The sequence below is a fragment of the Oerskovia sp. PE-21s genome (assembly GCF_056158145.1).
The window spans coordinates 481,812-508,061 of sequence record NZ_JBUXJM010000002.1; the positions used below are offsets into that span (position 1 = coordinate 481,812).

A 26,250-nucleotide genomic window follows, 5' to 3' on the forward strand; every position below is an offset into this window, starting at 1 on the left:
GGGCTCCTTCGTGGATCAGAGGGCGTGCGTCGCGGGCTCGTCGCCCGAGAATGCGTCTGTGTGCAGGTTATCGGAGGTGTCCGGGGCGGCGAGCGCCTCGAAACGCGCAAGGGTCGCGGTGATGTTGTCCCGGCCGCCCTGGGCGTTGGCCCAGCGCACGAGCTCGGTCGCCAGGGCGCGCGGCTCGCGGCCCGTGGTGGTCTCGGTAGAGCGCACGAGGTCCGCGAGGTCGTCGGCCGCGGAGCAGTAGTTCCACAGGCCGTCAGAGCAGACCAGCAGCCAGCCCGAGGAGTCGGGGACGGTCGGGGCGCAGCGGGCCGCCGGGTCGGTCGAGTCGGGCCCGAGCCAGCGCGTGATCGCGTGCGCCTGGGGCGCGTTCTCGGCGACGTGGCGCGGGGTGCCCATGGCCATGAGCTCGTGCGCCCACGAGTCGTCGACGCTGAGCTGGCGGGCCGTGCCGGCGTCGGGGATCCAGTAGGCGCGCGAGTCGCCGACCCAGCCCGCGACGATCAGCGGGCCGTCGACGACGGCCGCGACGAACGTGCACGAGGGTGGCTCGGCCCGCTCGGCCTTGTCGCCCACCGCGACCAGGACGGCGTCGTTCGCGGTCGTCGACGCGGCGAGCATGAGAGCCTGCCACGCCTGGATGCGCTCGGTGACGTCCCCCGTGACGGGGGCGGCGCCGTCGGGCCCGCCGGACGCGAGCACGTCGCGGGCCGCACGCGCGGCCGCGAGGCTCGCGACGTCGGAGTCCGGCGCGGCCGAGACCCCGTCGCACACCACGAGGGCCGCGAACCGCCCGACCATGGCCGGGTCGCCCGACGCGGCGAGCGCCATGGCGTCCTCGTTGCGCGAGTGCCGGATGCCGCGGTCGCACACGCCGGCGACCCAGGGGGCGGGCTGCTCGGCCCAGTGGTCGCGCTCGACCTGGGCCTTCTCGCCGCACTGCTCGCAGTAGCCGTCGTCCGCGACAGTGCCGCCGCAGCTCGTGCAGGGACGTCGGGCAGCGGGCGGCGGCGGAGGGGGCGGCGCCCCGGCGCCCGAGTCGGGGTCCGTGGGCTTGAGGTCCGGCAGAGGCGTCGGGAGGGTCAGGGGAGGCAGCGCGGGCACGGGCGGGCGCGCCAGGATGGGCGGCCCGTCCCCGGCGGCCACCGCCGGCCCGACGTCGGAGCCGCAGTTCTCGCAGAACCTCGCCCCGGGTGCGGGCACCTCGCCGCACGTGGCGCACGGCGCGAGCAGGCCGGGCGAGCTCTCCTGCGCGCTCACGTCGTCGTCCAGCGGCGCACGGCGTTCGCCCGGTCGACGAGGTCGATCTTCGCGACCCGGTCCTCGGTGAGCGTCGCCATCTCGCGGTAGGCCCCCTCGAGGGCGTCGCGCAGCGGTGGCTCCTTGGGCTCGACCCCGCCGAGGCGCGCCGTGCCGACCTGCTTCTTGACCGTGACCTCCTCGAGCGCGGAGCTCAGGACGTCGATCGAGAGGGCGACGCGGTCGCGCTGGGGGATCGCGACCGACTCGACGCTCGCGAGCGCCTCGGCCAGGGCCGTGAGCCCCCGGTCGGACCCGGCGAGGAGCCTGGCGCGGCGCATGCGCGCGTCGGTGTACGAGCTGCGGGTCGGGGTCACGAGGTCCAGCGCGTGCAGGGCCCCGTCGAGGTCGCCGCGCGCCTGCCGGATGCGGGCGAGCCCGAACGCCGCGGGCGCGGTGTAGTTGGCGTCCGACCGGGCGCAGATCACGTACAGCGACTCGGCGATGTCCGGTTCCCCGCTGACCTCGCACGCGACCGCGAGCGCGAGCTTGGGCGCGAGCTCGCCGGGGACCTGGCCGTAGACCGCGTTGAACGAGGCGCGGGCGTCCGCGGCCTCGCCGCGCGCGAGCTCGGCCAGCCCCCCGATCCAGGCCGCCCGCCACTCCCACGGGTCGTCGGCGAGGATCTCGACGATGGTCTTGTCGACCTCGGCGAACCGGCGGTGCTCGATCGCGGCCTTGGCGTACGCGAGCCGCACCTCGACCGTCGACTCGGGGGCCGCCGCCAGGGCGGCCATGCGTGCCGCGGGGTCGGCGATGTTGACGCCCGCGAGCCAGCTCGCCATGGGGTCGGACTCGTCGATCTTGAGCGTCGGCAGGGCGTCCCACGTGAGGGGGTGGTCGGCGTCGTCGGACACGGGCGCCTCGAACAGGACGGAGGCCGCCGAGTGCAGCGCGCCGCTGCCCGGGCCGCGGTCGGTCGCGACGACCTCGCGCAGCACGCCGATGAGCTGGGCGCGCATCTCGTCGACCGTCGCGAAGCGGTCCGACGGGTCGAGCGCGCAGGCCTTGGCGAGCAGGCGGTAGAACGAGTCGTACTGCTGGAAGACCGGGGTCTCGGCGACCGGCGGCAGGGAGGCGACGTACGTCGTCTGGTTCCCGCGGAAGTCCAGCACGAGCGTGGCGAGCGTGCGCCCGATCGTGTAGATGTCGGACGCGACGGACGTCCCGATCTCCGCGACCTCGGGAGCCTGGTAGCCGACCGTCCCGAAGATCGCGGACGTCAGGTCGTCCAGGCGCCGCACGCCGCCCAGGTCGATGAGCTTGACGCCGTCGCCCTGCTGGATCATGTTGTCGGGCTTGAAGTCGCAGAAGATCAGGCCCAGGTCGTGCAGGTACGCGAACGCCGGGAGGATCTCCAGGACGAACGCGAGCGCCTGGTCCACGGGCAGCGGGTTCACCACGCCGCCGTTGCCGTCGCGGCGGTCCTTGAGGATCTCCTTGAGCGACTTGCCGCCCACGTACTCCATGACGGTGTAGCCCGCGCCGTCGTGCATCACGAAGTTGTAGATCTCGACGATCAGCGGGTGCTCGACCTCGGCCAGGAACTGGCGCTCGGAGATCGCGGCCGCGAACGCGTCGGGGTCGCCCGAGTTGAGCAGACCCTTGAGCACGACCCACCGGCCCGACACGTTCTGGTCGCGGGCCAGGTAGATCCAGCCGAGGCCGCCGTGCGCGAGGCAGCCCACGACCTCGTACTGGCCGCCCACGACGTCGCCCGGCGAGAGCTGCGGGTCGAACGAGAACGCGGTGCGGCACTGCGGGCAGAAACCCGAGGTGCGGCCCGGGACGCCGTCGCGCGACCGGCCGACCTTGGCGCCGCACGTCGGGCAGAAGCGCTTGGACTCCGCGAGCTCGGGCACGGCCATGATGGCCTGGAGCGGGTCGCGGACCGGCGCGCTGGGCACGGTCGTCAGGCCTGCGCCCAGGCGGTGGCCGCGCAGACGCGTCGAGGACGTCCCCACGCGCCGCGTGGACTTGGTGCCCGTCACGGCCGAGCGGGCCGAGCCGAGCGCGGCGCTCGCGAGCTGGGTCGAGCTCGTGCGCCCCGTGCGGGTCGAGACGGCCTCGCCCTCGGGGCCCGGGCCGGCCGCGTAGTTCGGGGCGGCCTGCGCGATGCCCGTGCCGAGCATGGCCGACGGCGACGCGGCGGCTGCGGTCGCGGTCGTCGACGACCCTGCCGGGCCGGGAGCCCCGGCCGAGGGCGCGGCGGGCGAGCCGCACACGTTGCAGTAGCCGTCCTCGATGAAGCCGGTGCAGCCCGGCTGGGAGCAGGGCTCCTGAGCGGTCGTGGTCATCGGGACGATCCTTCCTGGCCCGGTGCGGGCGGCGGTGCGGGTGACGATCCGGGCGACGCGAGGTGCGCCGGGAGCGGACGGGACAGGAACTGGTACTGCTCGACGAGGAAGCGCAGCAGGACGACGTCGCAGGGCACGGCCTCGCCCGCCGCGCGGGCCTCGGCCAGCCCGGAGCGGACCGTGGGGGAGGCGCTGCGGCCGTTGGCGTCGGCCTTCACGCGGTAGGCGTTGAGCCGGTAGCGGAGCTCTGCCCGCTCGCGCAGCGGCGCGGTGTACGCGGACTCGACCGTGTCGAACGCGCGTGCGACGGTCGCGAGCCGCGTCAGGAACCCGTCGAGCCCCGCGCGGTCGTGCGGGACCTCGCCCAGGCGCGACACGTCGGGCACCGCGAGGCGCGGGGGAGCGGCGATCTCGCGGCGGGCACGGGCAGCGAGCTCGCGCAGCGAGGGCTCGCGCGCCTCCAGGGCCGCGTAGCGCTCGACGGCCTGCTTGCGGTCACGGGCCAGCTCGCGACGCTCGGACGCACCCACGATGAGGTCGCGCTCGGTGCGGGCGACCTCGGCCTCGAGCTCGGTCAGGGGGCCGGTCACGTCGGCGCCGTGCGACGCCTTGTCCCGCAGGCGCGTCCAGCGCTCACGGAGCTTCTCCACCCGGCCATGGGCCTCGGTGTCGGAGCCGGCGAGCTCGTCGCACCGGGCCAGCTCGGCGCGCAGCCCACGGAACCGGGCGACCTCGTCGGCGGCGTTCGGGTCGAACGACAGGCGCGTGCGCAGCGCGGCCACGATCGCGTCGCACAGCCGCGTCGCCTCGACCAACGACACGAGCGACGAGCCGTCGGGCGAGCTCAGGCGCCCCCAGATCAGCTGCGAGATCTTCTCGCGCGCGACCGTGTCCGCGCGCCCCGAGTCCCAGACCACGGCCATCTCGTCGGCGCGCGTGCGGGCCGCCTGCCACAGGGTCATGGCGAGCAGCATGTCGGCGGTGTAGGTCTCGGGGGACGCCGCGGCCTGTGCTGCGGCGTCGAGGCGGTCGAGCTCGGTCCGCCGAGCCCGCAACCACTCCTCGAGCGCCGCGAGGTACGTGAAGAGCTCAGCGGCCGGGCTCGCCTCGCCCAGACGTCCGGGCGCGCTCGGTGCCTGCTGCGTGCGCGGGGCCACGGGCGGCCCGGCAGCGGCAGGGGAGGGCGAGGAGCCTGGGGTCACGGCGTGCGGCCGTACACGGCGACCGGTGGGGCCGGGGCCGGGCCGAGGACGCCGAGCCACTCGTCGTACAGCGCGGTCCAGGTGCCGTCGGTGCGCATCTGCTCCAGCACGCCGTTGACGAACTTGACCATGTCGACGTTCGCGGCCGGGATGCCCAGGCCGTACGGCTCGTCGGAGATCGCCTGTCCGACGACCTTCGCGTACGGGTCCTGCGCCGCGAAGCCCGCGAGGATCGTGTCGTCGCCCGTGATCGCGTCGACCTTGCCCTGCTGGAACAGGGCGAGGCAGCCCGTGTGGGTCGTCGCGGGCACGGCCTCGATGTCGGGGTACTCCTGGAGGCGTTCGAGCGTCGTGGTGCCGTCCGGGGCGCAGACCCGCTGGCCCGCGAGGTCCGCGATGCCCTGCGCCTCGGAGTCCCTGGTCACGAGCACCTTCTGGCCCGCGTGGTAGTACTCCGAGGAGAACGCGATGGTCTCCCAGCGCTCGCAGTTGATCGTGAACGCCCGGGCGACGATGTCCACCTCGCCGTTCTCCAGGGCCTCGAGCCGCTGCCCCGACGTGATGACGCGGAACTGGAGCCGGTTCGGGTCGCCGAAGATCGCGGTCGACACCTGGTGCAGCACGTCGATGTCGAAACCCTCGATCTGCCCCGTCAGGGGGTTGCGGGCACCGAGCTGGAGGGTGTCGGCGGAGACCCCCACGACGAGCGAGCCGCGGTCGCGGATCGCCGCCATGGTGCTGCCTGCGGGCAGCGCACCGGGTCCCGGCAGCGGGCCGTCGGGCGCGTAGGACGCGACCGGGTTCTCGCACGCCGCGGCAGCCGAGACGGTGCTGCCGGCCGGGCCGCTCCCGGCCGCTGCGCTGCCCGCGGTGCCGACGACCGAGGCCACGGACGCCCCCGCGGACGGTCCGGCGTCGGACGTGGCGCAGCCGGCCAGGGCCAGGGCGCCCGAGACCCCCAGCGCCACCAGGGCGCCCAGGCGCCCGCTCTTGCGGAAGGTCGTGGTGATCACCGGTACTCCTCCAGTCGGACGTTCAGGCCGCGCCAGGCGAGGACCGCCGCGACGAGGCCCGCGGCCAGCAGCAGCCAGCCCGCGAGGGCGGACTTCGTGCCTGCCGAGGCGAGGTCGGCCTGCGTGGCCCTGATGTTGTCGGTGATGTCGTTCGTGACGGACTGGGAGAAGGCCGCGAACGCGGCGTTCGGGCTGCCCTCGGCTGAGCTCGTCGCGAGCGCGACCGCCCCGTCCCAGTCGCCCGCGTCGTCGAGCGCGCGGATCGCCTGGTGCTGGGTGACCCAGTCGCCCAGGTGTCCGGCCGCGGTCCCGTCGAGGACTCCGGCAGCCCCCGCGTCGTCGAGGCGCTGCGTCGCGTCGGCCGTGAGCTCGACGAACGACTCCTCGTATGCCTGGCCCGAGCCGCGCTTGATGAGCGTGAAGCTCTCCATGGCCTTGGCGTCGTTCGCCTCCGAGTACGCGGTCGACGCCGCAAGGGTCGCCGCGTACGGTCCGTCGCGGACCGCGGCGGCCGCGCCGTTGGTCTGGCTCAGCAGGACCGCGCCCACGACCCCGACGACCAGCACGACCGCGCTCGCCGCGAGCAGCCCCACGTTGAGCACGCGGTGCGTGCGCTTGGCCAGCCACACCTGCGTCGCGACGAGCAGCGCCAGGCACAGGATGCCTGCCGCGAGGATCCACAGCGCGTTGCGCACCATCGACAGGTCGGACGCCACACGGTCGGCGTTGTCGTCCACGAGCGTCGTGAGCGTCGGCAGGATCTCGTCGCGCAGCAGCGTCGAGGCCTGGTCCAGGTAGGCCGACCCCACCGGGAAGCCCTGGCGGTTGTTCGCGCGCGCCTGCTCGATCAGGCCCGTGTAGACCGCGACCTGCGAGGCGACCCGGCCGAGCTCGGTCGCGTCCGCGCTGTTGGACCCCGCGAGCTCGGCGATGCGGATCGAGGCGTTCGCGATCGCGTCGTCGTAGCGCTCGCGCTGGTCCACGGGCTCGAGGCCGCCGACCAGGAACGCGTTGGTCGCCGCGGCGTCCGCCACGACCAGGTTGTTGCGCACGTCCTGGACCCCCAGGAGCTGGCTCGTGTCCGCGCGGGCGTCGTCGAGCGCGATCCCCTGGACGCGCGCGGCCTGGAAGCCGAGCGCGCCGAAGACGATCGCCGCGAGCACGCACAGCGCGAGCGCGATCCGCAGCTTGCCCGGCGATCGACGCAGCGCGCTGCGCACCCCCGCGCGGCGGGCGGCCCGCTCCTCGGCCTGCGTGGCGGCGGGTGCGCCCGGGGGCGTGGCGGGCTGCCCGGGGTAGGAGGGCTGGACGGCCCGACCGGGCGCCGGGGCGGACCCGGGCGGCGGCGTCAGGGTCTGGCTCATGCAGGCTCCTCCTGAGGGGAGACGGTCGGGTGGTCGGAGAGGTCTTCGGGGAGCTCGTCGGGCTCGGCCGCGTCGGCCAGGATGCCGGCCGAGCCCTCGGCGGCGGTCCCGTCCTGGGGCAGCAGGTCCTCGGGCAGGAGCCGGCGCAGCTCGTCGAGCGTGGGCTCCGGGGTGTCCTTGAGGCGCCACGCGTGGCGCGCGATGGCCGCGTCCAGGACGTTGCGCGCGTGGCGACCGTTGCCGAACCCCTCGGTGCGCGGCACGAGCGAGACCATCTCCTCGAACCGGTCGAGGGTCTCGGGCAGCGCCTCGAAGTCCGCAGAGGTCGCCATGCGCTCGAAGATGCCGCGCAGCTCGGCGTCCGAGTAGTCGTCGAACGTGATGGTCGTGGAGAAGCGCGACTCGAGGCCGGGGTTGGTCGCGATGAACCCGGCCATGGGGCCGGGGTACCCCGCGACGATCACCACGAGGTCGTCGCGGTGGTCCTCCATGTCCTTGACGAGCGTGTTGACGGCCTCGGCGCCGTACTGGTCCTCCGCGAGGCCGTACGCCTCGTCGATGAACAGCACGCCGCCGATCGCGGTCGCCACGACCTCGGACGTCTTGACGGCCGTCTGCCCCAGGTAGCCGGCGACGAGCTCGGAGCGGTCGACCTCGACCAGGTGCCCCTTGCTGAGCAGCCCGAGCGCGCGGTAGATGCCCGCGACGAGGCGCCCGACGGTCGTCTTGCCCGTGCCCGGGTTGCCGAGGAACACCAGGTGGCGCGTGAGCGTGGGCGTCGTCAGGCCCGCGGCCGTGCGCAGCTTCTCGACGCGCAGGAGCTCGGTCTGCTGGCGGATCTCGTGCTTGACCCGGTCGAGCCCGATCAGCGCGTCGAGCTCGGCCAGGAGCTCCTCGAGCGACCGGGGCGGCTCGGTCTCGGTCTCCTTCTCGGCGGGGGAGTCGCCCGTGGTCGCGCTCTGCGCGCCGTCGGTGGTCGCACCGTCCACGCTGCCCGACGGCGTCGCGTGCGTCCCGGAGGCCGGCCCACCCGCGGGGTGGCCGGGGCTACGGGCGCCCAGCGCGTCGAGGATCGCGTCGACCGTCGGGACGACGTCCTGCGCCGGAGGACGCAGGCCGCCCGCACCGGCGAGCGAGCCCAGGTCGAACGGGTTCGACCCGCTCGGGAGGGTCGGGTCGAACGACGGCGTCGGGAAGTGGACAGGAGTGCCCTGCGGCCGGGCGGTGGGCGGTGGGGCCGTGTGCGGCTGGGCCGCAGCCCGCTGGACGGCCGTCGTGGACGCGGCGTTGGCCGAGGCCGCGAGCCCGGGGGAGCCCAGCGCACCGGCCGCGGAGATCACGGCCGCGAGGGCCTCCGCATAGGCGGCCGCGTGCTCCGAGCCCGCGACGACGAGGGCCGTGAGCTGGTCGGTCGGGGCCGAGCGCCACCGACGGCCCCGCTGCGCGGCCTCGAAGAACGCCGTGAAGTCGCCCGGGTCACGCCCCACGGCCTCGAGCCACGCGGGAGCCGCGCCCGTGGACGACTCGGCCACCGCGGCGGCGAGCCGCTCGCCCTCGTGCGCGACGTCGTCGGGCACGAGGCCCGCACCGCGACCCACTGCGACGAGCGCCTCGATGCTCCGTGCGAGCGCCCCCTGGCGCGCGGCGCTCACGGCCGTTCCAACCCGCCCGGGCTGCCCGGTGCCTGGGGCTGGGCCGTGCCCGTCCCGGCGTCGGGCGCGAGCGCGATCGAGGAGGACTGGAACTTCTCCGCGAGGAACTGACCGTGCGCCACGAGGGCCGCAGCGTCCGCGCGCGAGACCGCGTCCGAGATCTTGTCGAGCGTCACGCCCAGCAGGTCGAGCTGGTCGCACAGGATCATGAGCGACGTCTTGCCGCGGTTGACCGCGCGGGTGTCCGCGAAGTCGCGCGGCAGGCGCAGGTAGCCGCCCACGGCCTCCGGCAGGTAGCTCGTGGCCGTCGCGACGACCGTGTGCGCCTGCGCGCTGCCGCCACCCAGGCGGTCCAGGCGCGGGGCCATGTCGTCGACCGTCCTCGCGATCCGGTTCACGCGCGCCGTGACCGCGGGCGGGACCCGGCCGTCGATCTGCGCCTGCACGGCGTCGACCGAGGCGAGGATGTCCGCGCTCGTGGGTGCCGGCGGCAGCACGGGGACCTCCGGCGGGCGACTGCGCCCGCCGCCGAACAGGTTCTGGAACCAGCCCATGGCGTCCGGGTCAGACCTTCCCGAGGTCGAGCGCGCCCGAGGCCGCACCCGACTGGTCGCCCTGGGCCACACGGTCCAGGTACTCGCGGGCCTTGGTCGTCTCGGTCTCCAGGACGCCGATGGTCTGCGCCATCGAGTCCAGCGCCTGGACCTTGAACGTCGAGATCGAGTCCATGGTCGCGTAGATGTTCTGGAACGCGGCCTGGAGCTGGGGGAGGCCGACCGTGGCGCTCGCAGCCTGCGCCTGGATGGTCGCCGACTGGTCCGCGAGCATCTTCGACGTCGAGGCGATCATGTTCGACGTCGTCGTGTTGAGCGCCGTGATCTGGTCCAGGACGAGCTTCTGGTTGGCGAGCGCCTGGGCCACGATGACGGCCGTGCGCAGCGCCGAGACGGTCGTGGTGGTCGCGCGGTCGACGCCCTTGATGAGCTCGACGTTGTTCTTGATGACGATGTCGATCGCGAGGTACCCCTGGATGGACACGGCGAGCTGCGTCAGGAGGTCCTGGTGCTTCTGGCGCACGTAGAACAGCACGTCCTCGCGCAGCGCCTTGGCCTTCTCCGGGTCCGTCGCGTCGAGCTCGGCGGTCTTCGCGGAGAGCTGCGCGTCGAGGCGCTCGGCCACGTAGATGTACTGGTTGAGGCGCGCCATGGTGTCCCACAGGTGCTGCTTCTCGAGGTTGAGCGCGGCGTTGTCCTTGCGGAGCTCGTCCTGGCCGTCGTAGAGCGCGCGGATGATCGCGTTGAGGTGGCCCTGCGCGCTCTCGTACCGGCGGAAGTAGTCCGTCAGCTTGTCACCGAAGGGGATGAAGCCGAGGAGCTTGCGGCCCATGCTCGCCTCGGACGGGTCGAGGTTCTCGACCGTGCGGCGCAGCTCCAGGAGCGTGCTGCCCACCTTGGAGCCCTCCGACAGCCCGCCCTCCTTGAGCGCGCGCACGGGCGTGGCCAGCAGGCGGTTCGAGGCGTCGGCGGCGGTGCGGATGTCCTGGTCGCCCATGGTGCGCACGTCGTTCGCCTTGGCCGCGAACTCGGGCGAGCGCGCGTCGGAGGCCATGAGCGCGTCGAGGTAGGACGTGACCTTCTGGTCCAGACCGGGGATCGCGGCCTCGTCGACGCGCGGAGCCATCGCGGGGGCCTGCGTGGTCGCGACGGGCTTCACGGGCTCGGGCGCGGAGAGCACCAGGTGCTCGGTCGCGGCGGGGGGCTGGAGCGGTGCTGCCTCGGTCATCGTGATCCTTCGCTCGTCTCTGACGGAGGTCGGTGCGGGACCCACCCCTGGAACCCGGCGAACCGGGCAAGCCGGTCGACCGGCCGGTCCGGGGAGTATATCCGCGACGGGTGGCCGGTTCTTTACTCTTTCACGGCCTGGGAAGGGAGAGAACTCCCCATGTCAGGATTCTCGGCATGAGCTCCCCGATCACGGTCCACGTCCGCGGCAGCAACCAGGCGGGCCGCCCCCTTCTGCTGCTGCTCCACGGGTTCGGCTCGCACGAGCACGACCTGCCCGCGATCGCCGGTCATCTTCACCCGGTCTGGGACTGGGCGTCGCTGCGCGCTCCCCTCGACGCGGGCAACGGCGGGTTCTCGTGGTTCCCGCTGGGCGTGCCGGGACGTCCAGACCCGGCACCCGTCGCGGAGTCCACCGAGGCGGTGCTCGCGTGGCTCGACGCGAACGTGGCCCCCGGGACGGTCGTCGTGCCCGTGGGCTTCTCGCAGGGCGGCCTGATGGTGACCCAGCTCCTGCGCACCGCCCCCGAGCGCTTCGCGGCGGGGGTCGTGCTCTCGGGCTTCGTGCTCGACGCGGCGCTGCCCGGTGACGAGGCGTTCGCGGAACGGCGGCCGGCCGTCTTCTTCGGGCACGGCGACGCGGACCGGGTCATCTCGGCCGACGCGACGGCGCGGACCTCGGCCTGGCTGCCGCGGTTCACCGCCGTGACCGACGTCGAGTACGCGGGGCTGCCGCACTCGATCAGCGCCGAGGAGCTCGCCGACGTGTCGGTGTTCCTGGACGGGGTGCTCGAAGGCGCCGGGCTCGGGGACTGACGCCTCCTTCCGCCGGGGGCGCACCCTCTCCTGGGGGGCACCAGGGGCTGGGGGCGGGGTGGTGTTGCCGCAGAGTGCCAACAATTGTTGTCAGTTATGGGCACGGTCCCCGACCCGAACAGTTCACGCTCAGCCGACCACGGAAGCGCTGCCCGTCACCGGACCGCCACGACGGGCCGGGACGCCGCCCACAGCGGAGCGGTCAGCCCCGCGGTCCCGACGGCGGAGATCGCCTGGGCGACGACGGCTAGCGGTACCACTCCTCGTCGATCGACGAGAGCCTCGACGGCAGCACCCGGTCACCCAGCCCGTAGAACTGCTGGAAGCTCATGATGAGCGGGCGCCACCGGTCGGGGTCGATCCGGTGGGCCGAGCACGCGAGCCGGATCGACTCGTGCACGTGCACCCGCGTGACCGCGATCTCGACCGCGAGGATGCTCCCCGCCGCGACCGGGTCGTCGCCGCGCAACGGATGAGCGTCCACCACGTGACCCTCGAGCTGCACCGGGCACTCGCCCGCCCTCGGCGCCGACACCGTGTCCGACGCGACGGGCGTCAGGCCCGCGCGCCCGAACTTGTCCGGCTCGTACCGGTACCCCACGGACGACTTGCGCGCCGAGACCGGGTCGCGGCCCGTCGTGAGCGCGATCCGGTCGACCGCCGAGACCTGCTCGACCGAGGGGAGGTTGAGGACGACCTCGCCCGTCTCCCGAAGCCTGATCGCCGTCTGCGACCTGGCCCCCACCCCGATCACCGCGGTGTGGCCCAACCAGAAGATCGACGACAACGGGGCGAGGTTGGGCCGTCCGTCGTCGCCGACGGTGCTGACGAGGACCACCGGGGTCCCGAAGTAGAGGATGGGCGGGTCGATCGTGACGTGCTCGGTGCTCTGGACGGCCAGCATGGGAGTACCTCCGCGACGGGTGGACGGGCTCGTCCTGAAGACGGAGCGGGCCACCGGGACGTGAGGTCGTGGTCAGGAGAGCGGACGGCTCGGGGAGGCGTCCACCGCTGGGCCCGCACGGCCACGCCACCGACGAGCGAGGACCGGCCCCCTTGGGGTGTCCGCCCCGTCGGGCATGCTCTGCGCAGGAGCTTCGACATCTTCGTCCAACGGTTCGTCGACGGTGACGCAGGACAGGTCGACGTCGGGGCGCTCGCCGCACTGATCGAGCCTCTGGTCTCTCGCCAGGAGCTCGAGGCGGGGTACGTCGAGCTCTCGTTCCCCGACGGCCGGGCGGACCTGTACGGAGTGCGGGACCTGAGCCGTGGATTCATGGTCAACCACGTCGGGGGCAGGGCCGCCTGGGACTTCCTCGTGGCGGCGCAGGGGTGCCCCGAGCAGGACTCGAACCTGCAACCTACGGATTAGAAGGCCGTTGCTCTATCCATTGAGCTATCGGGGCGCGGGGACCATCGTAGTGGGAACCGGCCGTGACCTGCGCGCACGCGCGCGAGGACGACGTGTCGCACACCACCTCCTCTCGGCCGCGCGTCCCCGGCCAGCCAACTCACCCGCCCCGGCCGCAGTCCGTCACCCGGTCATCGGCGCGCGCGTTTGGCATCGCCTCGGTAACCACAGAAGATGAACGGGTGACGACCCGACATGCTGCCGACCCTGCCTCGCGGGCCCTTTCCGCCTCGGGCAGGACGCCCGGCAACACGCCTGGCAACGCCCCTGAGGAGATCGGGACGACCGTCTACGACGTGGGCCGGGACCTGCGTCGTGACGTCGCCGACGCCCGCCTGCCGCTGGACCTCGACGGGGCCGCAGACGCGGAGGAGGCTCGCAAGCGCCTCCTGAACCAGCTCGACGAGCACCTGCTGCCCCGGCTCAAGGAGCTGTCCTCGCCTGCGGTGGTCGTGATCGCCGGGTCGACGGGCGCGGGCAAGTCGACCCTGTACAACTCGCTGCTGGGCGAGGAGGTCTCCACGGCGGGGGTCCTGCGCCCGACGACCCGTGAGCCCGTCTTCGCCTACAACCCGCTCGACGTCGACGTCCTGGTCCACAGCCCCACGACGGCCATGTCGCGCGTCGTCGAGCACGACGGCGTGCCGCGCGGCACGGCGCTGCTGGACGCCCCGGACCTGGACTCGCTCCTCGCGGAGAACCGGTCGACCGCTGCGCAGCTGCTCGAGGCCGCGGACCTGTGGCTGTTCGTGACCACGGCGGCCCGCTACGGCGACGCCCTGCCCTGGGTCGCGCTGGGGCAGGCCATGGAGCGCGGCGCGAGCGTCGCGATGGTGCTCAACCGTGTCCCGCAGCACAACCTGACGACGATCCGTGGCGACCTGCTGGCCCGCCTGCGCGAGCACGGCATGGAGGGCGTCCCGCTGTTCGTGATCCCTGACGTGGGTCCGCACGAGGGCATGCTCGACCCTGCGACGGTGGCGCCCATCGCGCGCTGGTTGACGATGCTCGCGGGGCCGGACCGTTCGCGCGCCGTGATCGTGCGCACGCTCAAGGGGTCGCTCGCGGCGCTGCCCGCATGGGTCACGGGCATCGCGGGCGCCGTGCAGGAGCAGGTCGAGGCCGCGGAGGTCCTGCGCGAGACGATCGACCGTGCCCTGCCGGGTGCCGAGGCCTCGGCCCGTGCGTCCGTCGCCTCGGGCGTCGTGGCGGAGGGGTCGGTCGCCTCGCGCTGGGCCCAGCTCGCGGGTGCGGAGAAGATCGACCGCGTCAAGGTCCGCCACGGCCTGGCCCGTTCGACCAAGCGTCGGGGGCGCTCGCGCGAGGTCGCGCTCGAACCGCTGCTCGACGAGGTGCGCGCCGCAGCGACCCGTACTCTCGTCGCCGCGGGCGCGACCGCGGACGACGCCCTGCGGGTCGCGCTCTCGGGGCCCACGGCCCCTCCCGGTGGCCCGGCCTTCGCGCCCGAGCACGGTGACCCGGGCCGTGAGGCAGCACGTGAGCAGGCCGCGGCGACGCAGGTCCACGAGTGGGTCGCGGTCGCCGACCGTGCCGTCGAGGCCCTGCGCGGCATCGACGAGCCCGGCATCGCGCCGCAGGAGACCGCCGAGACGCGCCGGGCCGAGGCCGCGGTCAAGGCGTTCGGGCCCACGGGCCTGGCGGCTCTCCTCCTCACGGCCGCCGCAGGGTCCGACGACGCCGCGCGCCTCGTGCGCAGCCTGCTGGGCGACGCGGGGGACGCGTCGGTCGCGACCCTGGCGTCGGACCTCGCGGACCGCGCCGCGACCATGGTGGCCCGCGAGCCCCTCGACCTGCACGAACGCCTCGACGTCCCCGCCCTCGCACCGGATGCCGCCGTCGGGCTGCGCCTGCGCCTCGCCGAGCTCAGGAGGCTCTCATGACGTCCCACGACACCCAGCTCAGGTCCCGCACGGACGACCTCGCCAAGGCCCTGGACCTCGCGGGCGACCGGCTCGACCCCGAGGTCGCGGCTCGGATCCGGACCGCGATCGACGGGGTGCGCGAGCGTCTGGCGCTCGGCGTGGACCATACGGTCGTGGCGCTCGCGGGCGGCACGGGCTCCGGCAAGTCGAGCCTGTTCAACCGCATCTCGCGCCTCAACTTCGCGGACGTGGGTGCCAAGCGGCCCACGACGGCGCGCATCACGGCGTGCTCGTGGAGCGACCAGGCGACGGCGTTGCTGGACTGGCTGGAGGTCGACCCCGAGCGCCGGATCACGCGCGGCAGCGAGCTCGACGGCGACGCCGAGCAGGGTCTGGAGGGCCTGGTCCTGCTGGACCTGCCGGACCACGACTCGATCGAGCCCGCGCACCAGGAGGTCGTCAACCGCGTCCTGCCGCTCGTGGACCTGCTGGTGTGGGTCGTGGACCCGCAGAAGTACGCCGACGACGCGCTGCACTCGGGCTACCTGCAGAAGTCGGTCGGGCTCGAGGCGTCGATGGTCGTGGCGCTCAACCAGATCGACACGGTGCCCACGACGCAGCGCGGGAACTTGGTCGCGGACATGGGCCGCCTCCTGGAGGAGGACGGCCTCTCGGGCGTGTACGTGACCATGGTCTCGGCACGCACGGGCGAGGGCCTGGGGCAGGTGCGCGAGCTCCTGGAGCAGGCCGTGGCGCGCCGGAGCGTGGCCGCGAGCCGTGTCGCGGGCGAGCTCGACCGCGCCGGCGCGCTGCTGCTCGAGGAGACCCCGGGCGAGGTGCCGTGGACGATGAGCACCGCGGTCGAGGAGGAGGTCGTCGCCATCGGCGAGGCCACGGGCCTGGCGGCCGTCGCGGGGCAGGTCGCGGCAGCGGTGCGCAACGGGTACGGGCGCCCCGAGTTCGCCCCGCCGCAGGCCGACGCCGTCGCGCTGTCACGCAGCCGGTGGATCGCGCGCGCGGGCAAGGCGCTGCGCCCGGGCTGGAAGCGTGCGCTGGACGAGGCCGTGGCGCCTGCGGACCGGCTCGTCGAGGACACCCAGCGCGCACTGTCGAAGGTCTCGCTCGACACCCGCGGGCCGTCCTCGGCTCGGGCGACGCGGGTCACGGCACTCGTGGCGATCGGCGTCGCGGTGGTCACGGGAGCTCTCGCGATCCTCAGCTCGCTGGGGGTGCTGGACCTGGACAGGGCGATCGTCGCGACGTCCGCGATCGTGGCCGGGGCCGCGGTCCTGGTCGCCCTGGGGTTCTTCCTCGCGGGGGTCCAGATCCGCCGCACGCTGGCGCGCCGCCGCGAGGCGACGGTGCTGGCGTCGGGGCGCGGCGCCGTCGAACGCGTGGTCCAGGAGACCATGGGCAAGCCCACGCAGAAGCTCCTCGACGAGCACCGCAGGGTCCGCGAGCTGGCGCAGTCGGCGCGCGAGACGGGCAAGGAGCTGCCGCTCACCGGGCCTCTGACGTTGCCCACAGGCAAGGATCTGGGCGACGCGTCCACAGGAGCCCCCTCGGCCCAGGACACCACGACGCGCGAACCGTCAGCCTGAGTGCGCGGTCGGCACCAGGCCGACCCCGCACCCAGGAGGAACGATGGGCAACGACGTCACGGTGACGCTGGCAGGCTTCATGGGCACCACTCCCAAGCTCTTCACGTCCCCGACCGGCAACGACTTCACGAGCTTTCGCATCGCGAGCACCACGCGCTACCTCGACCGCTCGCGCGGCGAGTGGGTCGACGGACGGACCATCTGGTTCACGGTCAAGGCGTGGCGGGCCATGGCGCAGAACGTCGCGGCGTCGCTGCGCAAGGGCGACGCGGTCGTGGTCACGGGCCGCCTCGCGGTCGACGAGTGGACCAGCCCCGAGGGTCCGCGCACCAACCTCGTGATCGAGGCGAGCGCGCTCGGCCCGGACCTGACGCGCGGTCGTGCGCAGTTCCAGCACACGGTCCATCGCACGGCCCAGCCCGACGGCGTCACCGACGCCCCGGCGTCCGGGTCGCCCGGGGGCGCTCCGGGCTCGGGGGCCACGGGGGCCGGTGAGCGCTCGGGCGGGCTGGACGAGGGACCGGGCGACGGCAGCGCGTGGGACCTGGGCCGGCCGGGGGAGCCGTTCCCCGAGGACGACGACGCCGAGCACGGCCTGGTGGACGACGCGCTGGGGGAGCGAGGCTCGGGTGCCGACCACGCGGGCCTCACCGAGGAGAAGGCCGAGGCCGACGACGACGGCGAGGACCTGCTGACCGGCGAGCTCCTGGCGACGCGCTGAGGCCCGACCGCGTAGGCTGGGGGGTCGAAGACGCCCGCCCCACCGGGGGCCACCCCGGGTCCGGGGCGGGCGCACAGCATCCCGCGAGCGATCGAACGGTGGAACAGAGCCAGTGGCTGAGTTCATCTACTCCATGTACAAGGCGCGCAAGGCGCACGGTGACAAGGTCATCCTCGACGACGTCACCCTGAACTTCCTTCCCGGGGCCAAGATCGGTGTGGTCGGCCCCAACGGTGCCGGCAAGTCCACGATCCTGAAGATCATGGCCGGCCTCGAGCAGCCTTCGAACGGCGACGCCCGGCTCTCGCCGGGCTACTCGGTCGGCATCCTGCTGCAGGAGCCGCCGCTGAACGAGGAGAAGACAGTCCTCGGCAACGTCGAGGAGGGCGTGGCCGAGATCAAGGGCAAGCTCGACCGCTTCAACGAGATCTCGGCGCTCATGGCCGAGCCGGACGCGGACTTCGACGCCCTTCTCGCCGAGATGGGCACCCTGCAGGAGGCCATCGACGCGGCCGACGCGTGGGACCTCGACTCGCAGCTCGAGCAGGCCATGGACGCGCTGCGCTGCCCGCCGCCGGACGCCGACGTGTCGGTGCTCTCGGGCGGTGAGCGCCGCCGTGTGGCACTGTGCAAGCTCCTCCTCGAGAAGCCCGACCTCCTGCTCCTCGACGAGCCCACCAACCACCTGGACGCCGAGTCGGTCCTGTGGCTCGAGCAGCACCTCGCGTCCTACCCCGGCGCGATCCTCGCCGTGACCCACGACCGCTACTTCCTCGACCACGTCGCGGAGTGGATCTGCGAGGTCGACCGCGGTCGCCTGTACCCCTACGAGGGCAACTACTCCACGTACCTGGAGAAGAAGCAGGAGCGCCTGGCGATCCAGGGCAAGAAGGACCAGAAGCTCGCGAAGCGCCTGAAGGACGAGCTCGAGTGGGTCCGCTCCAACGCGAAGGGCCGCCAGACCAAGTCGAAGGCGCGTCTGGCGCGCTACGAGGAGATGGCTGCCGAGGCGGACCGCACCAGGAAGCTGGACTTCGAGGAGATCCAGATCCCGCCGGGCCCGCGCCTGGGCTCGGTCGTGCTGGAGGCTCAGAACCTGCAGAAGGGCTTCGACGGCCGCCGGCTCATCGACGGGCTCAGCTTCACGCTGCCGCGCAACGGCATCGTCGGCGTGATCGGCCCCAACGGCGTCGGCAAGACGACCCTCTTCAAGACGATCGTGGGCCTCGAGCCCCTCGACGGCGGCGACCTGAAGGTCGGCGAGACCGTGTCGATCTCCTACGTCGACCAGTCGCGCGGCGGGATCGACCCCAAGAAGACGCTGTTCGAGGTCGTCTCGGACGGGCTCGACTTCATCAAGGTCGGCAACGTCGAGATGCCTTCGCGCGCGTACGTCGCGGCGTTCGGCTTCAAGGGTCCGGACCAGCAGAAGCCGGCCGGCGTGCTCTCGGGCGGTGAGCGCAACCGTCTGAACCTCGCGCTGACCCTCAAGCAGGGTGGAAACCTCCTGCTGCTCGACGAGCCCACCAACGACCTGGACGTCGAGACGCTGGGCTCGCTCGAGAACGCCCTGCTCGAGTTCCCGGGCTGCGCCGTCGTGGTCTCGCACGACCGGTGGTTCCTCGACCGCGTCGCGACGCACATCCTCGCGTACGAGGGCACCGAGGAGGACCCGGCGAACTGGTACTGGTTCGAGGGCAACTTCGCCTCCTACGAGGAGAACAAGATCAGCCGTCTGGGTGCCGACGCGGCGCGCCCGCACCGCGTCACGTACCGCAAGCTGACGCGCGACTGACCAGCGCACGACCGGTGCTCGTCCCCTGACGGACGGCACCGCGACCGAAGGGCCCCGGCGAGCTGCGCCGGGGCCCTTCGGCGTCCCGGCGCGCTCACCGGTCGCTCGGGCGCCGCGTCCGGCAGACTGAGGCCCATGACCCACCCGAGCGACGACGTCGCCCCGTCCGTCGGCGGCGCCCCTGACGGCGGCCTTCCCGACGGCGCAGACGACCGCTCCGACGAGGGCGGCTCCGTCGGGCGCGGCCTCGACGAGGCCGGCCACGGTCGCCACGTCGCCGAGGACGACCCGGTCGTGGGGCAAGCCGCGCGCACGGCGCAGGGTACCGACGAGCTCGTCGCGGCCCTCGACGTGCTGCGGGGCGAGCTCACCGCGCAGCGCCTGCCGCTCGTGACGCCGGGGGTCGAGGAGGACCGGCGGACGCTCGCCCTCGCGCTCGACCAGCTCGACGACTACCTCCTCCCGCGCCTGCGGTCGAGGTCCGCGCCGCTGCTCGTGGTGGTGGGCGGCTCGACGGGGGCGGGCAAGTCGACGCTCGTGAACTCGGTCCTGGGGGAGAGGGTCACGGTGCCGGGGGTCCTGCGGCCCACGACCCGCTCGCCCGTGCTGGTCCACCACCCGCTCGACGTCCGCTGGTTCAGCACGGACCGCATCCTGCCGGGGCTCGCACGCGTCACGGGTCCCGCGGACCACGGGGCGGCCGAGGGATCGCACCGGTCCGTCCGGCTGGTCGGGTCCGAGGTCCTGCCGCAGGGCCTCGCGCTCCTCGACGCCCCGGACGTCGACTCTGTCGTGGTCGAGAACCGCGAGCTCGCGGCGCAGCTCCTGGGTGCCGCGGACCTGTGGCTCTTCGTGACCACGGCCGCGCGCTACGCCGACGCGGTGCCGTGGGACCTGCTCGTCGAGGCGGCGTCCCGGCGCGCGCAGGTCGCGCTCGTCCTGGACCGCGTCGACCCGGGGGCAGAGGCCGTCGGCGCGGACCTCCAGCGTCTGGCCTCCGAGAACGGTCTGGGCGACGCGCCGATCTTCCTCGTGCCCGAGGCTCCGCTCACGGACGGTCTGCTGCCCGAGACCGCGGTCGGGGAGATCTCGCGCTGGCTGACCGCGCTCGGCGGCGACGCGGGCGCGCGCTCGGCCGTGATCGACGCGACGCGCGACGGCGTGGTCGACGACCTGGTGCGGCGTGCGCTGCGGCTCGCGGGCGCGGTCGACGTGCAGCACGAGGCCGACGATCACCTGCGGTCCGCGGTCGACGCGGCCTACGACGACGCGCGGCGCACGGTCCTGGCCGCGACGAGCGACGGTGCCATGCTGCGCGGTGAGGTCCTCGCGCGCTGGCAGGACTTCGTGGGTACGGGCGAGTTCTTCCGGGCGGTCGAGCAGAAGGTCGGCTCGGTGCGCGACGCGATCGGCGGGTTCTTCCGCGGCAAGGGCCGCAAGGTCCCAGGCGTCGAGGAGGCGATCTCGCACGGCCTGGAGTCCGTGGTGCTCGATGCCGCGGAGGAGGCCGCCGAACGTGCGTACCGCGCGTGGCGTGCCGACCCGGCCGGCTCCGCGCTGCTCGACGGGCTCGACCTGTCCCGCGCCTCGGCCTCGTTGCGCGCCCGGGTCGCGGAGGAGATCCGGGGCTGGCAGTCCGACGTCCTGGCGCTCGTGGGCGAGCAGGCCGCGGCCCGGCGCGGCACGGCGCGGGCGCTGTCGTTCGGTCTCAACGGGCTGGGCGTGGCGCTCATGATCCTCGTGTTCGCCTCGACGGGCGGCATCACCGGGGCGGAGATCGGCATCGCGGGCGGGACCGCGGTGCTCGCGCAGAAGCTCCTGGAGGCCGTGTTCGGGGACGACGCGGTCCGCCGCCTGACCCGCACCGCGCAGGACCGGCTCGTGGACCGCGTCACGGCAGTCCTCGACGGCGAGGCCCGGCGCTACACGTCGCAGCTCGACGCGCTCGGCACGGGGGACGCGACGGGCGCCGCTCTCCGCGCCGCGGCGTACGACGTGCGCCAGGCCGCGCGGCGCGAGCAGAAGAGCCGCGACCGGGCGGGCGTGGCGGGAGAGGCGAGCGGCGCCGTCGGGCAGGCGGGCGCCCTGCGCGGCGTGCACACCCGTCCTGCGTCCGCACCAGCGGCCCCGGACGACGCGGTGGCGACCGAGCGTCCCGGGTTCTGGCGCCGGCTGTTCGGCGCCCGCACGGACGAGCCGGGCGACGCCACCACCACCGGAGAAGGGCGCTGATGGCCCGCCTCGACCTCTCGGCGCGTGTCGCGGCGCTCGAGACCGCGGTCTCGGCCGGCACGGCGCGCCTGCCCGACGACCTGCTCGACGACGCGCGCGCCGTCCTCGCGCGGACCGTGGCGCGCAGCGCGCTGTCGGCCGAGCACACGGTCGTCGCGCTCGCGGGGTCCACTGGGTCCGGCAAGTCGTCGTTGTTCAACGCGATTGCGCGCGCGCCGCTCGCGCGTGCGGGCATCACGCGCCCGACGACGTCGCGCCCCCTGGCGGTCGTCTGGGGGCCGGGCGCGGACCCCCTCCTGAGCTGGCTCGAGGTCGGTGACCGGCACCATGCCGCCGATCGTGCGGCCGTGGCCACCGACGGGCTCGTGCTGCTGGACCTGCCGGACCACGACTCGGTCGTGACCGAGCACCGGGCGGTCGCCGAGCGCCTGGTCGAGCGAGTCGACCTGCTGGTGTGGGTCGTCGACCCCCAGAAGTACGCGGACGCGGCACTCCACGAGAGGTACCTGCGCCCGCTCGCCGGGCACGGGGACGTCGTCGTGGTCGTGCTCAACCAGATCGACCGGCTGACGCCCGAGGAGGCGACCGCGTGCCTCGCGGACCTGCGCCGGCTCGTGGCCGAGGACGGCCTGGCCGCGGCGCGCGTGCTGGGCGTCTCGGCGACCACGGGGCAGGGGATCGACGAGCTCGACGCACTCCTGGACCGGGCGGCGGCCCGCCGGGAGGCCGCGGTCGCGCGCATGGTCGCGGACGTGCGCGGCGTCGCGAGGAGGATCGCGGACGCGTGCGGCGACACGGTGCCCGCGCGTTCGCAGGACGCGGCACGGGCCCGCCTCGTGGACGCCCTCGAGGCCGCGGCCGGGGTGCCCACCGTGGTCGACGCCGTCCGCGGATCGGCGAACCGCCGTGCACGCGCCGCGACCGGGTGGCCACCCACGCGGTGGATCGGGCGGCTGCGGGTGGACCCGCTGCGGCGCCTGGGCCTCACGCGCGGCACGGACCGGCCGGACCTGGCGCGCACGTCGATCCCGCGGACCTCGCCCACGGTCGCGGCCCGCGCGCAGGTCGCGGTCCGCGAGTACGTCTCGACCATGACGGCCGGGGCCCCGCAGGACTGGGTGCTCGCGGCGCGGGCGAGCGTGACCGACAGCACGGGGGGCCTGGCGGACGCGCTCGACCAGGCCGTCGCGGGCACCGAGCTCGAGGCCACGCGCCGCCCGCGCTGGTGGGGCGTCGTGAGCTTCCTGCAGTGGGTCGTGCTGGGGGCGCTGGTCGCGGGGCTCGCGTGGCTGGGGGTGCTCGCGGTGCTCGCGTATCTCCAGCTCCCGGCCCCGGCGACCCCGGTGTGGCGGGGGATTCCCTGGCCGACGCTCCTGGCCCTGGGCGGGGTGGTGGTCGGCATCGTGCTGGCCCTCGCGTCGCGCGTCGCGGGAGCGCTCGGTGCCCGACGGCGGGCGGCCCGCGCGCGCCGCAGGCTGCGGGAGAGCATCGGGGAGGTCGCGGGGCGCCTCGTCTGGCTGCCCGTCGCGGAGGAGCTCTCGGCGCTCACGACGTGCCGCGTGGCCGCCCAGGTCGCGGCGACCTGAGGCGGGCGTAAGGTGACCCGGGTGCCTCCCCACCGATCTCCGGCGGACGAGAGGCGCGTGCCCCACGCGAAGAAAGGACTTCCATGACCCGCCTGCACGTCCCCGTCGCCCTGCGCTGGTCCGACCTCGACGCCTATCAGCACGTCAACAACGTCGAGATGCTGCGGCTCCTGGAGGATGCCCGCATCACCGCGTTCTGGCGCCACCCCGAGGCCTCGATCGAGGAGAGCTGGCCCACGGCGGTCCTCGACACGGGACCGCACGCGACGTCGCACACCCTGGTCGCCCGGCAGGAGATCGAGTACCTGCGGCCCCTGGGGTTCACGCGGAGCCCGGTGCGCGTCGAGATGTGGCTCGGGCACCTGGGCGGGGCGAGCCTCGAGGTCTGCTACGAGGTGCACACCGAGTGGCCGGACGGCGCCGAGCGCACGGGGCCCTCGATCGGCAGCAGGCCCTACGCCAAGGCAGCGACGACCATCGTGGTCGTGGACGCGGCGACGGGTGCCCCGCGACGCATCACCGAGCCCGAGCGCGCCGCCTGGCAGCCCTTCGTCGAGGAGCCGCTCGAGTTCCGTCGTCGGGGGCGCTGAGGCGCTCGGCCCCGTCGCCATCCTGCGACCTCGAGCCCCCCGGTGAGACGTCCGCAGGTCCGGTGACGAACACGACCGTGACGGATGCCCCTGGTTGATGTCATGATGCGCGCGTGGACACCGTAGAGGTTGTGGGCGCCGACGTGGCCGTCGATGCCGGACCCGAAGACGTTCTGCCCGTTCTGCCCCGGTCCGCGGCGTCGGTCTCGGACGTCGAGATCGAGCTCGACGCCGTGGACTGGGCCGCCTACCAGGGGGCGTTCGGCACGGCCGACGTGCTCCCTGCCCTGGTGCGCGCCGTCGTCGGGCCCGCAGGTGCCGAGCAGGACGAGGCACTGGACCTGCTGTGGCAGGTCGTGAACCACGAGGGAGCGCTCTACGAGGTCTCGGTGCCCGCGCTGCGCGTGCTCGCGGCCGTCGTCCGGGACGACCACCAGCCCGAGGACGTGCGCAGCGGGGTCGCGCTGCTCCTGCTGACGATGGGGGCAGCCCACCTGCCCGGCGAGCCCGCCGACCAGGTGGACCTCCAGCTCGAGGTGCTGCTCGCCGCGCAGGAGGTCCTGCCCGGCCTCGACGCGTCCTTCCTCCACGGTCCCGCGACGCTCCAGGTCGCGCTGCTCGCGTTCCAGGCCGTCACGGGGGAAGCCACGTCCGCCGCCGGCCGTGCCGCGATCGCACGGCTCGTCGCGGCCGACGAGCCGCTGCTCGCCGCGATCGCGTCCCTCACGTTCGACCTGGTCTCGGGCGCGGTCCCCGCGCGTGGTGCCGTGCACCGGCCCGGCGTGCTCGACGAGGACATCCGCGAGCTCATCGAGGACTACGCGGACCTGACGGACGTCACGCTCGCCGGGATGGTCGTCAGCGAGACCGCGTTCGCCCTCGTGGACCGGATGCTCACCGCGCTCGAGGAGTAGCGGTGGGCCGCCGGGCCTGCTCCTCCGTCCGGCGCGCAGCCTGCTCGGCAGCCTCGGCGATGTTCTTCTGCATGCCTCCGAAGACCACGCCGTGGAACGGCTTGACCGACCACCAGTAGGCCTGCCCGGCGAGGCCGTGGGGATGGAAGAGCGCCCGCTGCGCGAAGTAGCTCCGGCCCGGACCGGACGCTTCCTCGGGAGCGGGACCGACGTCGTCGGGCCCGGTGATCTCCTCGGCCGCCTCGTCGACGCGCAGCTCGAGCCACGCGAGACCCGGCAGCCGCATCTCGGCGCGCAGCAGCAGGCGCCGGCCGGGCTCGATGGCCTCGACCCGCCAGAAGTCCAGGACGTCGTCGACCACGAGCGTGCGCTCGTCGCGGCGCCCGCGTCGCAGGCCCGGCCCGCCCGAGAGCCGGTCGAGGAGGCCGCGCACCCGCCACGCGAGCGACCACGAGTACCAGCCGCGCTGCCCGCCGATCGACTCGATCACGGACCACAGGACGTCTGCCGGGGCGTCGACCACGCGTCGGCGCTCGTCGACGTAGAGCGAGCCACCCGCCCAGTCGGGATCGGAGGGCAGGGGGTCGCTCGGCGCCCCCTCGACCGCGGCCGACGACCACCGGGTGGTCACCTCCCCGTCGTGGATGCGCTCGAGCGCGAGCTCGACCGCGCGGCGGAAGCCGATCAGCCCGCCGGGCGGGTCGGGGACGTACCGCGCGATGTCGTGCTCGTCGCACACGACCTCGTGGACCAGGGACTCGACGAGGGGCCGCGCGATGCTCGCGGGCACGGGCGTCACGAGCCCCACCCAGTGGCTCGACAGGCGCGGGGTCAGCACGGGGACGCTCACGATGAGCCGTCGAGGGAGGCCCGCGACCTGCGCGTAGCCCTGCATCATCTGCCGGTAGGTCAGGACGTCGGGTCCGCCGACGTCGAACGCGCGCGAGACGTCCGCGGGCATCGTCGCGCTGCCGACCAGGTAGCGCAGCACGTCGCGGATCGCGATCGGCTGGATGCGGTTGTCGACCCAGCGCGGCGTCGTCATCGCGGGCAGGCGCTCGGTGAGGTAGCGCATCATCTCGAACGACGCCGAGCCCGAGCCGAGGATCACCGCGGCCTGGAGCACCGTCGTCGGGACGCCCGAGGCCAGCAGGATCTCGCCGACCTCCTTGCGCGAGGCCAGGTGCGGGGACAGGTCGGCGTCGTCGACGTCGGGGAACAGGCCGCCCAGGTAGACGATCCGCCCGACGCCCGCCTCGCGTGCCGCCCGGGCGAACGTCAGGGCCGTGCGGCGGTCGCGGGCCGCGAACGAGCGCCCCGTACCGAGCGAGTGGATCAGGTAGTACGCGACGTCCGCGCCCTGCAGCGCCTCGCGGATCTGGTCGAGGTCGGACGCGTCGGCCTGCACGAGGTCCACGTGCTGGGCCCAGTCGCGTCCGGCCAGGCGTTCAGGGCGGCGGGCGACCGCGCGGACGCGGTGCCCGGCGTCCAGGAGCTCGGGGACCAGGCGGCCGCCGACATAGCCCGTCACCCCCGTGACGGCGACGGTCAGCGGGGTGGGCCCGGAAGGGTCGGTGGGTCCGTCGGCAGGGGCGGTCGCGGTGGGCGGGGGAGCGGCGGCGTCGGCTGGAGTCATGATGCTCCCATGGTGACCCGGGGGGCGGCCGCTCGCGACCGGCCGTCCCCCGGACCTGCTCCGGAGGTCTCGCGTCAGGCCGGGAGAGCGAGGGCCAGGACGAAGAGCGCGAAGAGGGGGACGCCGATGATCGCCAGGCCCCACTTCCACCACCAGTGGATCGAGAGCTCGCCACGAGCGTCCGTCGCCTCGTCCGCGGTCAGCGGCCGCTGGGCCCAGCCCGACGGCGTGAGCGTCGCGAGGCTGTACTCCCGCGGCACCGTGATGCGGAAGAGCCAGAAGATGTGGACGTAGGTGTAGGCGAGGACCAGGGCCTGCTCTGGGGAGATGTGCTGTGACTTGGCCTTGCGGCCCCAGCCGAAGAAGATCATCGTCGATGCTCCTGCGTGAACGTGATGAGATGGCGGCAGAAGGTAGCACGTTCAGGAGACTCCCAGGAAGGGGCGTTCGT

20 protein-coding genes and 1 tRNA gene are annotated in these 26,250 nt (G+C 73.9%); 9 read left to right on the plus strand and 12 right to left on the minus strand.

The window, feature by feature from the left end:
- Positions 1 to 15: 15 nt before the first annotated feature.
- From ACZDYF_RS05220 to ACZDYF_RS05255, 8 genes are read right to left on the minus strand one after another with little or no spacing between them, the layout of a single operon-like run.
- Positions 16 to 1,266 carry a PP2C family protein-serine/threonine phosphatase gene (locus ACZDYF_RS05220; protein WP_475054313.1) on the minus strand — a complete coding sequence of 417 codons (1,251 nt, stop codon included), beginning with the start codon at positions 1,264 to 1,266 and terminating at the stop codon, positions 16 to 18.
- Positions 1,263 to 3,602, minus strand: a complete 2,340-nt coding sequence (locus tag ACZDYF_RS05225; protein WP_475054316.1) for a serine/threonine-protein kinase — start codon at positions 3,600 to 3,602, stop codon at positions 1,263 to 1,265. The genes ACZDYF_RS05220 and ACZDYF_RS05225 overlap by 4 nt, the downstream gene beginning before the upstream one ends.
- Positions 3,599 to 4,804: a hypothetical protein gene (locus ACZDYF_RS05230; RefSeq protein ID WP_475054321.1), complete on the minus strand. Its 1,206-nt coding sequence runs from the start codon at positions 4,802 to 4,804 to the stop codon at positions 3,599 to 3,601. The genes ACZDYF_RS05225 and ACZDYF_RS05230 overlap by 4 nt, the downstream gene beginning before the upstream one ends.
- Complete coding sequence (locus ACZDYF_RS05235) at positions 4,801 to 5,817, minus strand: transporter substrate-binding domain-containing protein (RefSeq protein WP_475054323.1); 1,017 nt, start codon at positions 5,815 to 5,817, stop codon at positions 4,801 to 4,803. Before ACZDYF_RS05235 ends, ACZDYF_RS05230 begins: the two co-directional genes overlap by 4 nt.
- A complete protein-coding gene (locus ACZDYF_RS05240) occupies positions 5,814 to 7,181 on the minus strand; it encodes a hypothetical protein (RefSeq protein WP_475054326.1) in 1,368 nt (455 codons plus the stop codon). Before ACZDYF_RS05240 ends, ACZDYF_RS05235 begins: the two co-directional genes overlap by 4 nt.
- Positions 7,178 to 8,833: an AAA family ATPase gene (locus tag ACZDYF_RS05245; protein WP_475054329.1), complete on the minus strand. Its 1,656-nt coding sequence runs from the start codon at positions 8,831 to 8,833 to the stop codon at positions 7,178 to 7,180. The genes ACZDYF_RS05240 and ACZDYF_RS05245 overlap by 4 nt, the downstream gene beginning before the upstream one ends.
- Complete coding sequence (locus tag ACZDYF_RS05250) at positions 8,830 to 9,387, minus strand: hypothetical protein (RefSeq protein WP_225226640.1); 558 nt, start codon at positions 9,385 to 9,387, stop codon at positions 8,830 to 8,832. The genes ACZDYF_RS05245 and ACZDYF_RS05250 overlap by 4 nt, the downstream gene beginning before the upstream one ends.
- Before the next feature lie 10 nt (positions 9,388 to 9,397).
- Entirely contained in the window at positions 9,398 to 10,615 is a 1,218-nt protein-coding gene (locus ACZDYF_RS05255; protein WP_191789203.1) for a toxic anion resistance protein, read from the minus strand.
- Positions 10,616 to 10,791: 176 nt separating this feature from the next.
- On the opposite strand from ACZDYF_RS05255, the gene ACZDYF_RS05260 reads away from it, so the two are divergent.
- The gene (locus tag ACZDYF_RS05260; protein WP_475054332.1) at positions 10,792 to 11,430 is read left to right on the plus strand and encodes an alpha/beta hydrolase; all 639 of its coding nucleotides are present in this window, start codon (positions 10,792 to 10,794) and stop codon (positions 11,428 to 11,430) included.
- 247 nt (positions 11,431 to 11,677) lie between these two features.
- Here the strand turns inward: ACZDYF_RS05260 and ACZDYF_RS05265 are convergent, their stop codons facing one another.
- Complete coding sequence (locus ACZDYF_RS05265; protein ID WP_475054335.1) at positions 11,678 to 12,334, minus strand: flavin reductase family protein; 657 nt, start codon at positions 12,332 to 12,334, stop codon at positions 11,678 to 11,680.
- A 429-nt stretch (positions 12,335 to 12,763) separates the two neighbouring features.
- Positions 12,764 to 12,836, minus strand: a tRNA-Arg gene (locus ACZDYF_RS05270).
- Positions 12,837 to 13,023: 187 nt separating this feature from the next.
- Here ACZDYF_RS05270 and ACZDYF_RS05275 point away from each other — a divergent pair.
- The 8 genes from ACZDYF_RS05275 (at position 13,024) to ACZDYF_RS05310 (ending at position 24,163) form a co-directional block, all read left to right on the plus strand.
- The gene (locus tag ACZDYF_RS05275; protein ID WP_475054337.1) at positions 13,024 to 14,742 is read left to right on the plus strand and encodes a GTPase; all 1,719 of its coding nucleotides are present in this window, start codon (positions 13,024 to 13,026) and stop codon (positions 14,740 to 14,742) included.
- Positions 14,739 to 16,325, plus strand: coding sequence for a GTPase (locus ACZDYF_RS05280; RefSeq protein ID WP_475054339.1), 1,587 nt, complete (start codon positions 14,739 to 14,741; stop codon positions 16,323 to 16,325). The genes ACZDYF_RS05275 and ACZDYF_RS05280 overlap by 4 nt, the downstream gene beginning before the upstream one ends.
- Positions 16,326 to 16,368: 43 nt before the next feature.
- Positions 16,369 to 17,046 (plus strand): single-stranded DNA-binding protein, encoded by a 678-nt coding sequence (locus ACZDYF_RS05285; protein WP_475054342.1) that lies wholly within the window; start codon positions 16,369 to 16,371, stop codon positions 17,044 to 17,046.
- 112 nt (positions 17,047 to 17,158) lie between these two features.
- Positions 17,159 to 18,841: an energy-dependent translational throttle protein EttA gene (gene ettA, locus ACZDYF_RS05290; protein ID WP_364073857.1), complete on the plus strand. Its 1,683-nt coding sequence runs from the start codon at positions 17,159 to 17,161 to the stop codon at positions 18,839 to 18,841.
- A gap of 135 nt (positions 18,842 to 18,976) precedes the next feature.
- Positions 18,977 to 21,073, plus strand: a complete 2,097-nt coding sequence (locus ACZDYF_RS05295) for a dynamin family protein (RefSeq protein WP_475054347.1) — start codon at positions 18,977 to 18,979, stop codon at positions 21,071 to 21,073.
- A complete protein-coding gene (locus ACZDYF_RS05300; protein WP_475054350.1) occupies positions 21,073 to 22,659 on the plus strand; it encodes a GTPase family protein in 1,587 nt (528 codons plus the stop codon). The genes ACZDYF_RS05295 and ACZDYF_RS05300 overlap by 1 nt, the downstream gene beginning before the upstream one ends.
- A gap of 83 nt (positions 22,660 to 22,742) precedes the next feature.
- A complete protein-coding gene (locus tag ACZDYF_RS05305; protein ID WP_138824940.1) occupies positions 22,743 to 23,249 on the plus strand; it encodes an acyl-CoA thioesterase in 507 nt (168 codons plus the stop codon).
- Between the two features lie 113 nt (positions 23,250 to 23,362).
- Positions 23,363 to 24,163, plus strand: coding sequence for a hypothetical protein (locus ACZDYF_RS05310; RefSeq protein WP_364073847.1), 801 nt, complete (start codon positions 23,363 to 23,365; stop codon positions 24,161 to 24,163).
- Here the strand turns inward: ACZDYF_RS05310 and ACZDYF_RS05315 are convergent.
- Entirely contained in the window at positions 24,144 to 25,799 is a 1,656-nt protein-coding gene (locus ACZDYF_RS05315) for an SDR family oxidoreductase (protein ID WP_475054355.1), read from the minus strand. The genes ACZDYF_RS05310 and ACZDYF_RS05315 overlap by 20 nt on opposite strands.
- A gap of 74 nt (positions 25,800 to 25,873) precedes the next feature.
- Complete coding sequence (locus ACZDYF_RS05320) at positions 25,874 to 26,170, minus strand: hypothetical protein (protein ID WP_204808403.1); 297 nt, start codon at positions 26,168 to 26,170, stop codon at positions 25,874 to 25,876.
- Positions 26,171 to 26,250: the final 80 nt, after the last annotated feature.

Coding starts and splice junctions, on each gene's coding strand:
- ACZDYF_RS05225 (WP_475054316.1), bottom strand. CDS start 3,602: ATGACCACGACCGCTCAGGAGCCCTGCTCCCAGCCGGGCTGCACCGGC.
- ACZDYF_RS05320 (WP_204808403.1), bottom strand. CDS start 26,170: ATGATCTTCTTCGGCTGGGGCCGCAAGGCCAAGTCACAGCACATCTCC.
- ACZDYF_RS05295 (WP_475054347.1), top strand. CDS start 18,977: ATGACCCACCCGAGCGACGACGTCGCCCCGTCCGTCGGCGGCGCCCCT.
- ACZDYF_RS05315 (WP_475054355.1), bottom strand. CDS start 25,799: ATGACTCCAGCCGACGCCGCCGCTCCCCCGCCCACCGCGACCGCCCCT.
- ACZDYF_RS05240 (WP_475054326.1), bottom strand. CDS start 7,181: ATGAGCCAGACCCTGACGCCGCCGCCCGGGTCCGCCCCGGCGCCCGGT.
- ACZDYF_RS05255 (WP_191789203.1), bottom strand. CDS start 10,615: ATGACCGAGGCAGCACCGCTCCAGCCCCCCGCCGCGACCGAGCACCTG.
- ACZDYF_RS05305 (WP_138824940.1), top strand. CDS start 22,743: ATGACCCGCCTGCACGTCCCCGTCGCCCTGCGCTGGTCCGACCTCGAC.
- ACZDYF_RS05250 (WP_225226640.1), bottom strand. CDS start 9,387: ATGGGCTGGTTCCAGAACCTGTTCGGCGGCGGGCGCAGTCGCCCGCCG.
- ACZDYF_RS05260 (WP_475054332.1), top strand. CDS start 10,792: ATGAGCTCCCCGATCACGGTCCACGTCCGCGGCAGCAACCAGGCGGGC.
- ACZDYF_RS05265 (WP_475054335.1), bottom strand. CDS start 12,334: ATGCTGGCCGTCCAGAGCACCGAGCACGTCACGATCGACCCGCCCATC.
- ACZDYF_RS05280 (WP_475054339.1), top strand. CDS start 14,739: ATGACGTCCCACGACACCCAGCTCAGGTCCCGCACGGACGACCTCGCC.
- ACZDYF_RS05300 (WP_475054350.1), top strand. CDS start 21,073: ATGGCCCGCCTCGACCTCTCGGCGCGTGTCGCGGCGCTCGAGACCGCG.
- ACZDYF_RS05285 (WP_475054342.1), top strand. CDS start 16,369: ATGGGCAACGACGTCACGGTGACGCTGGCAGGCTTCATGGGCACCACT.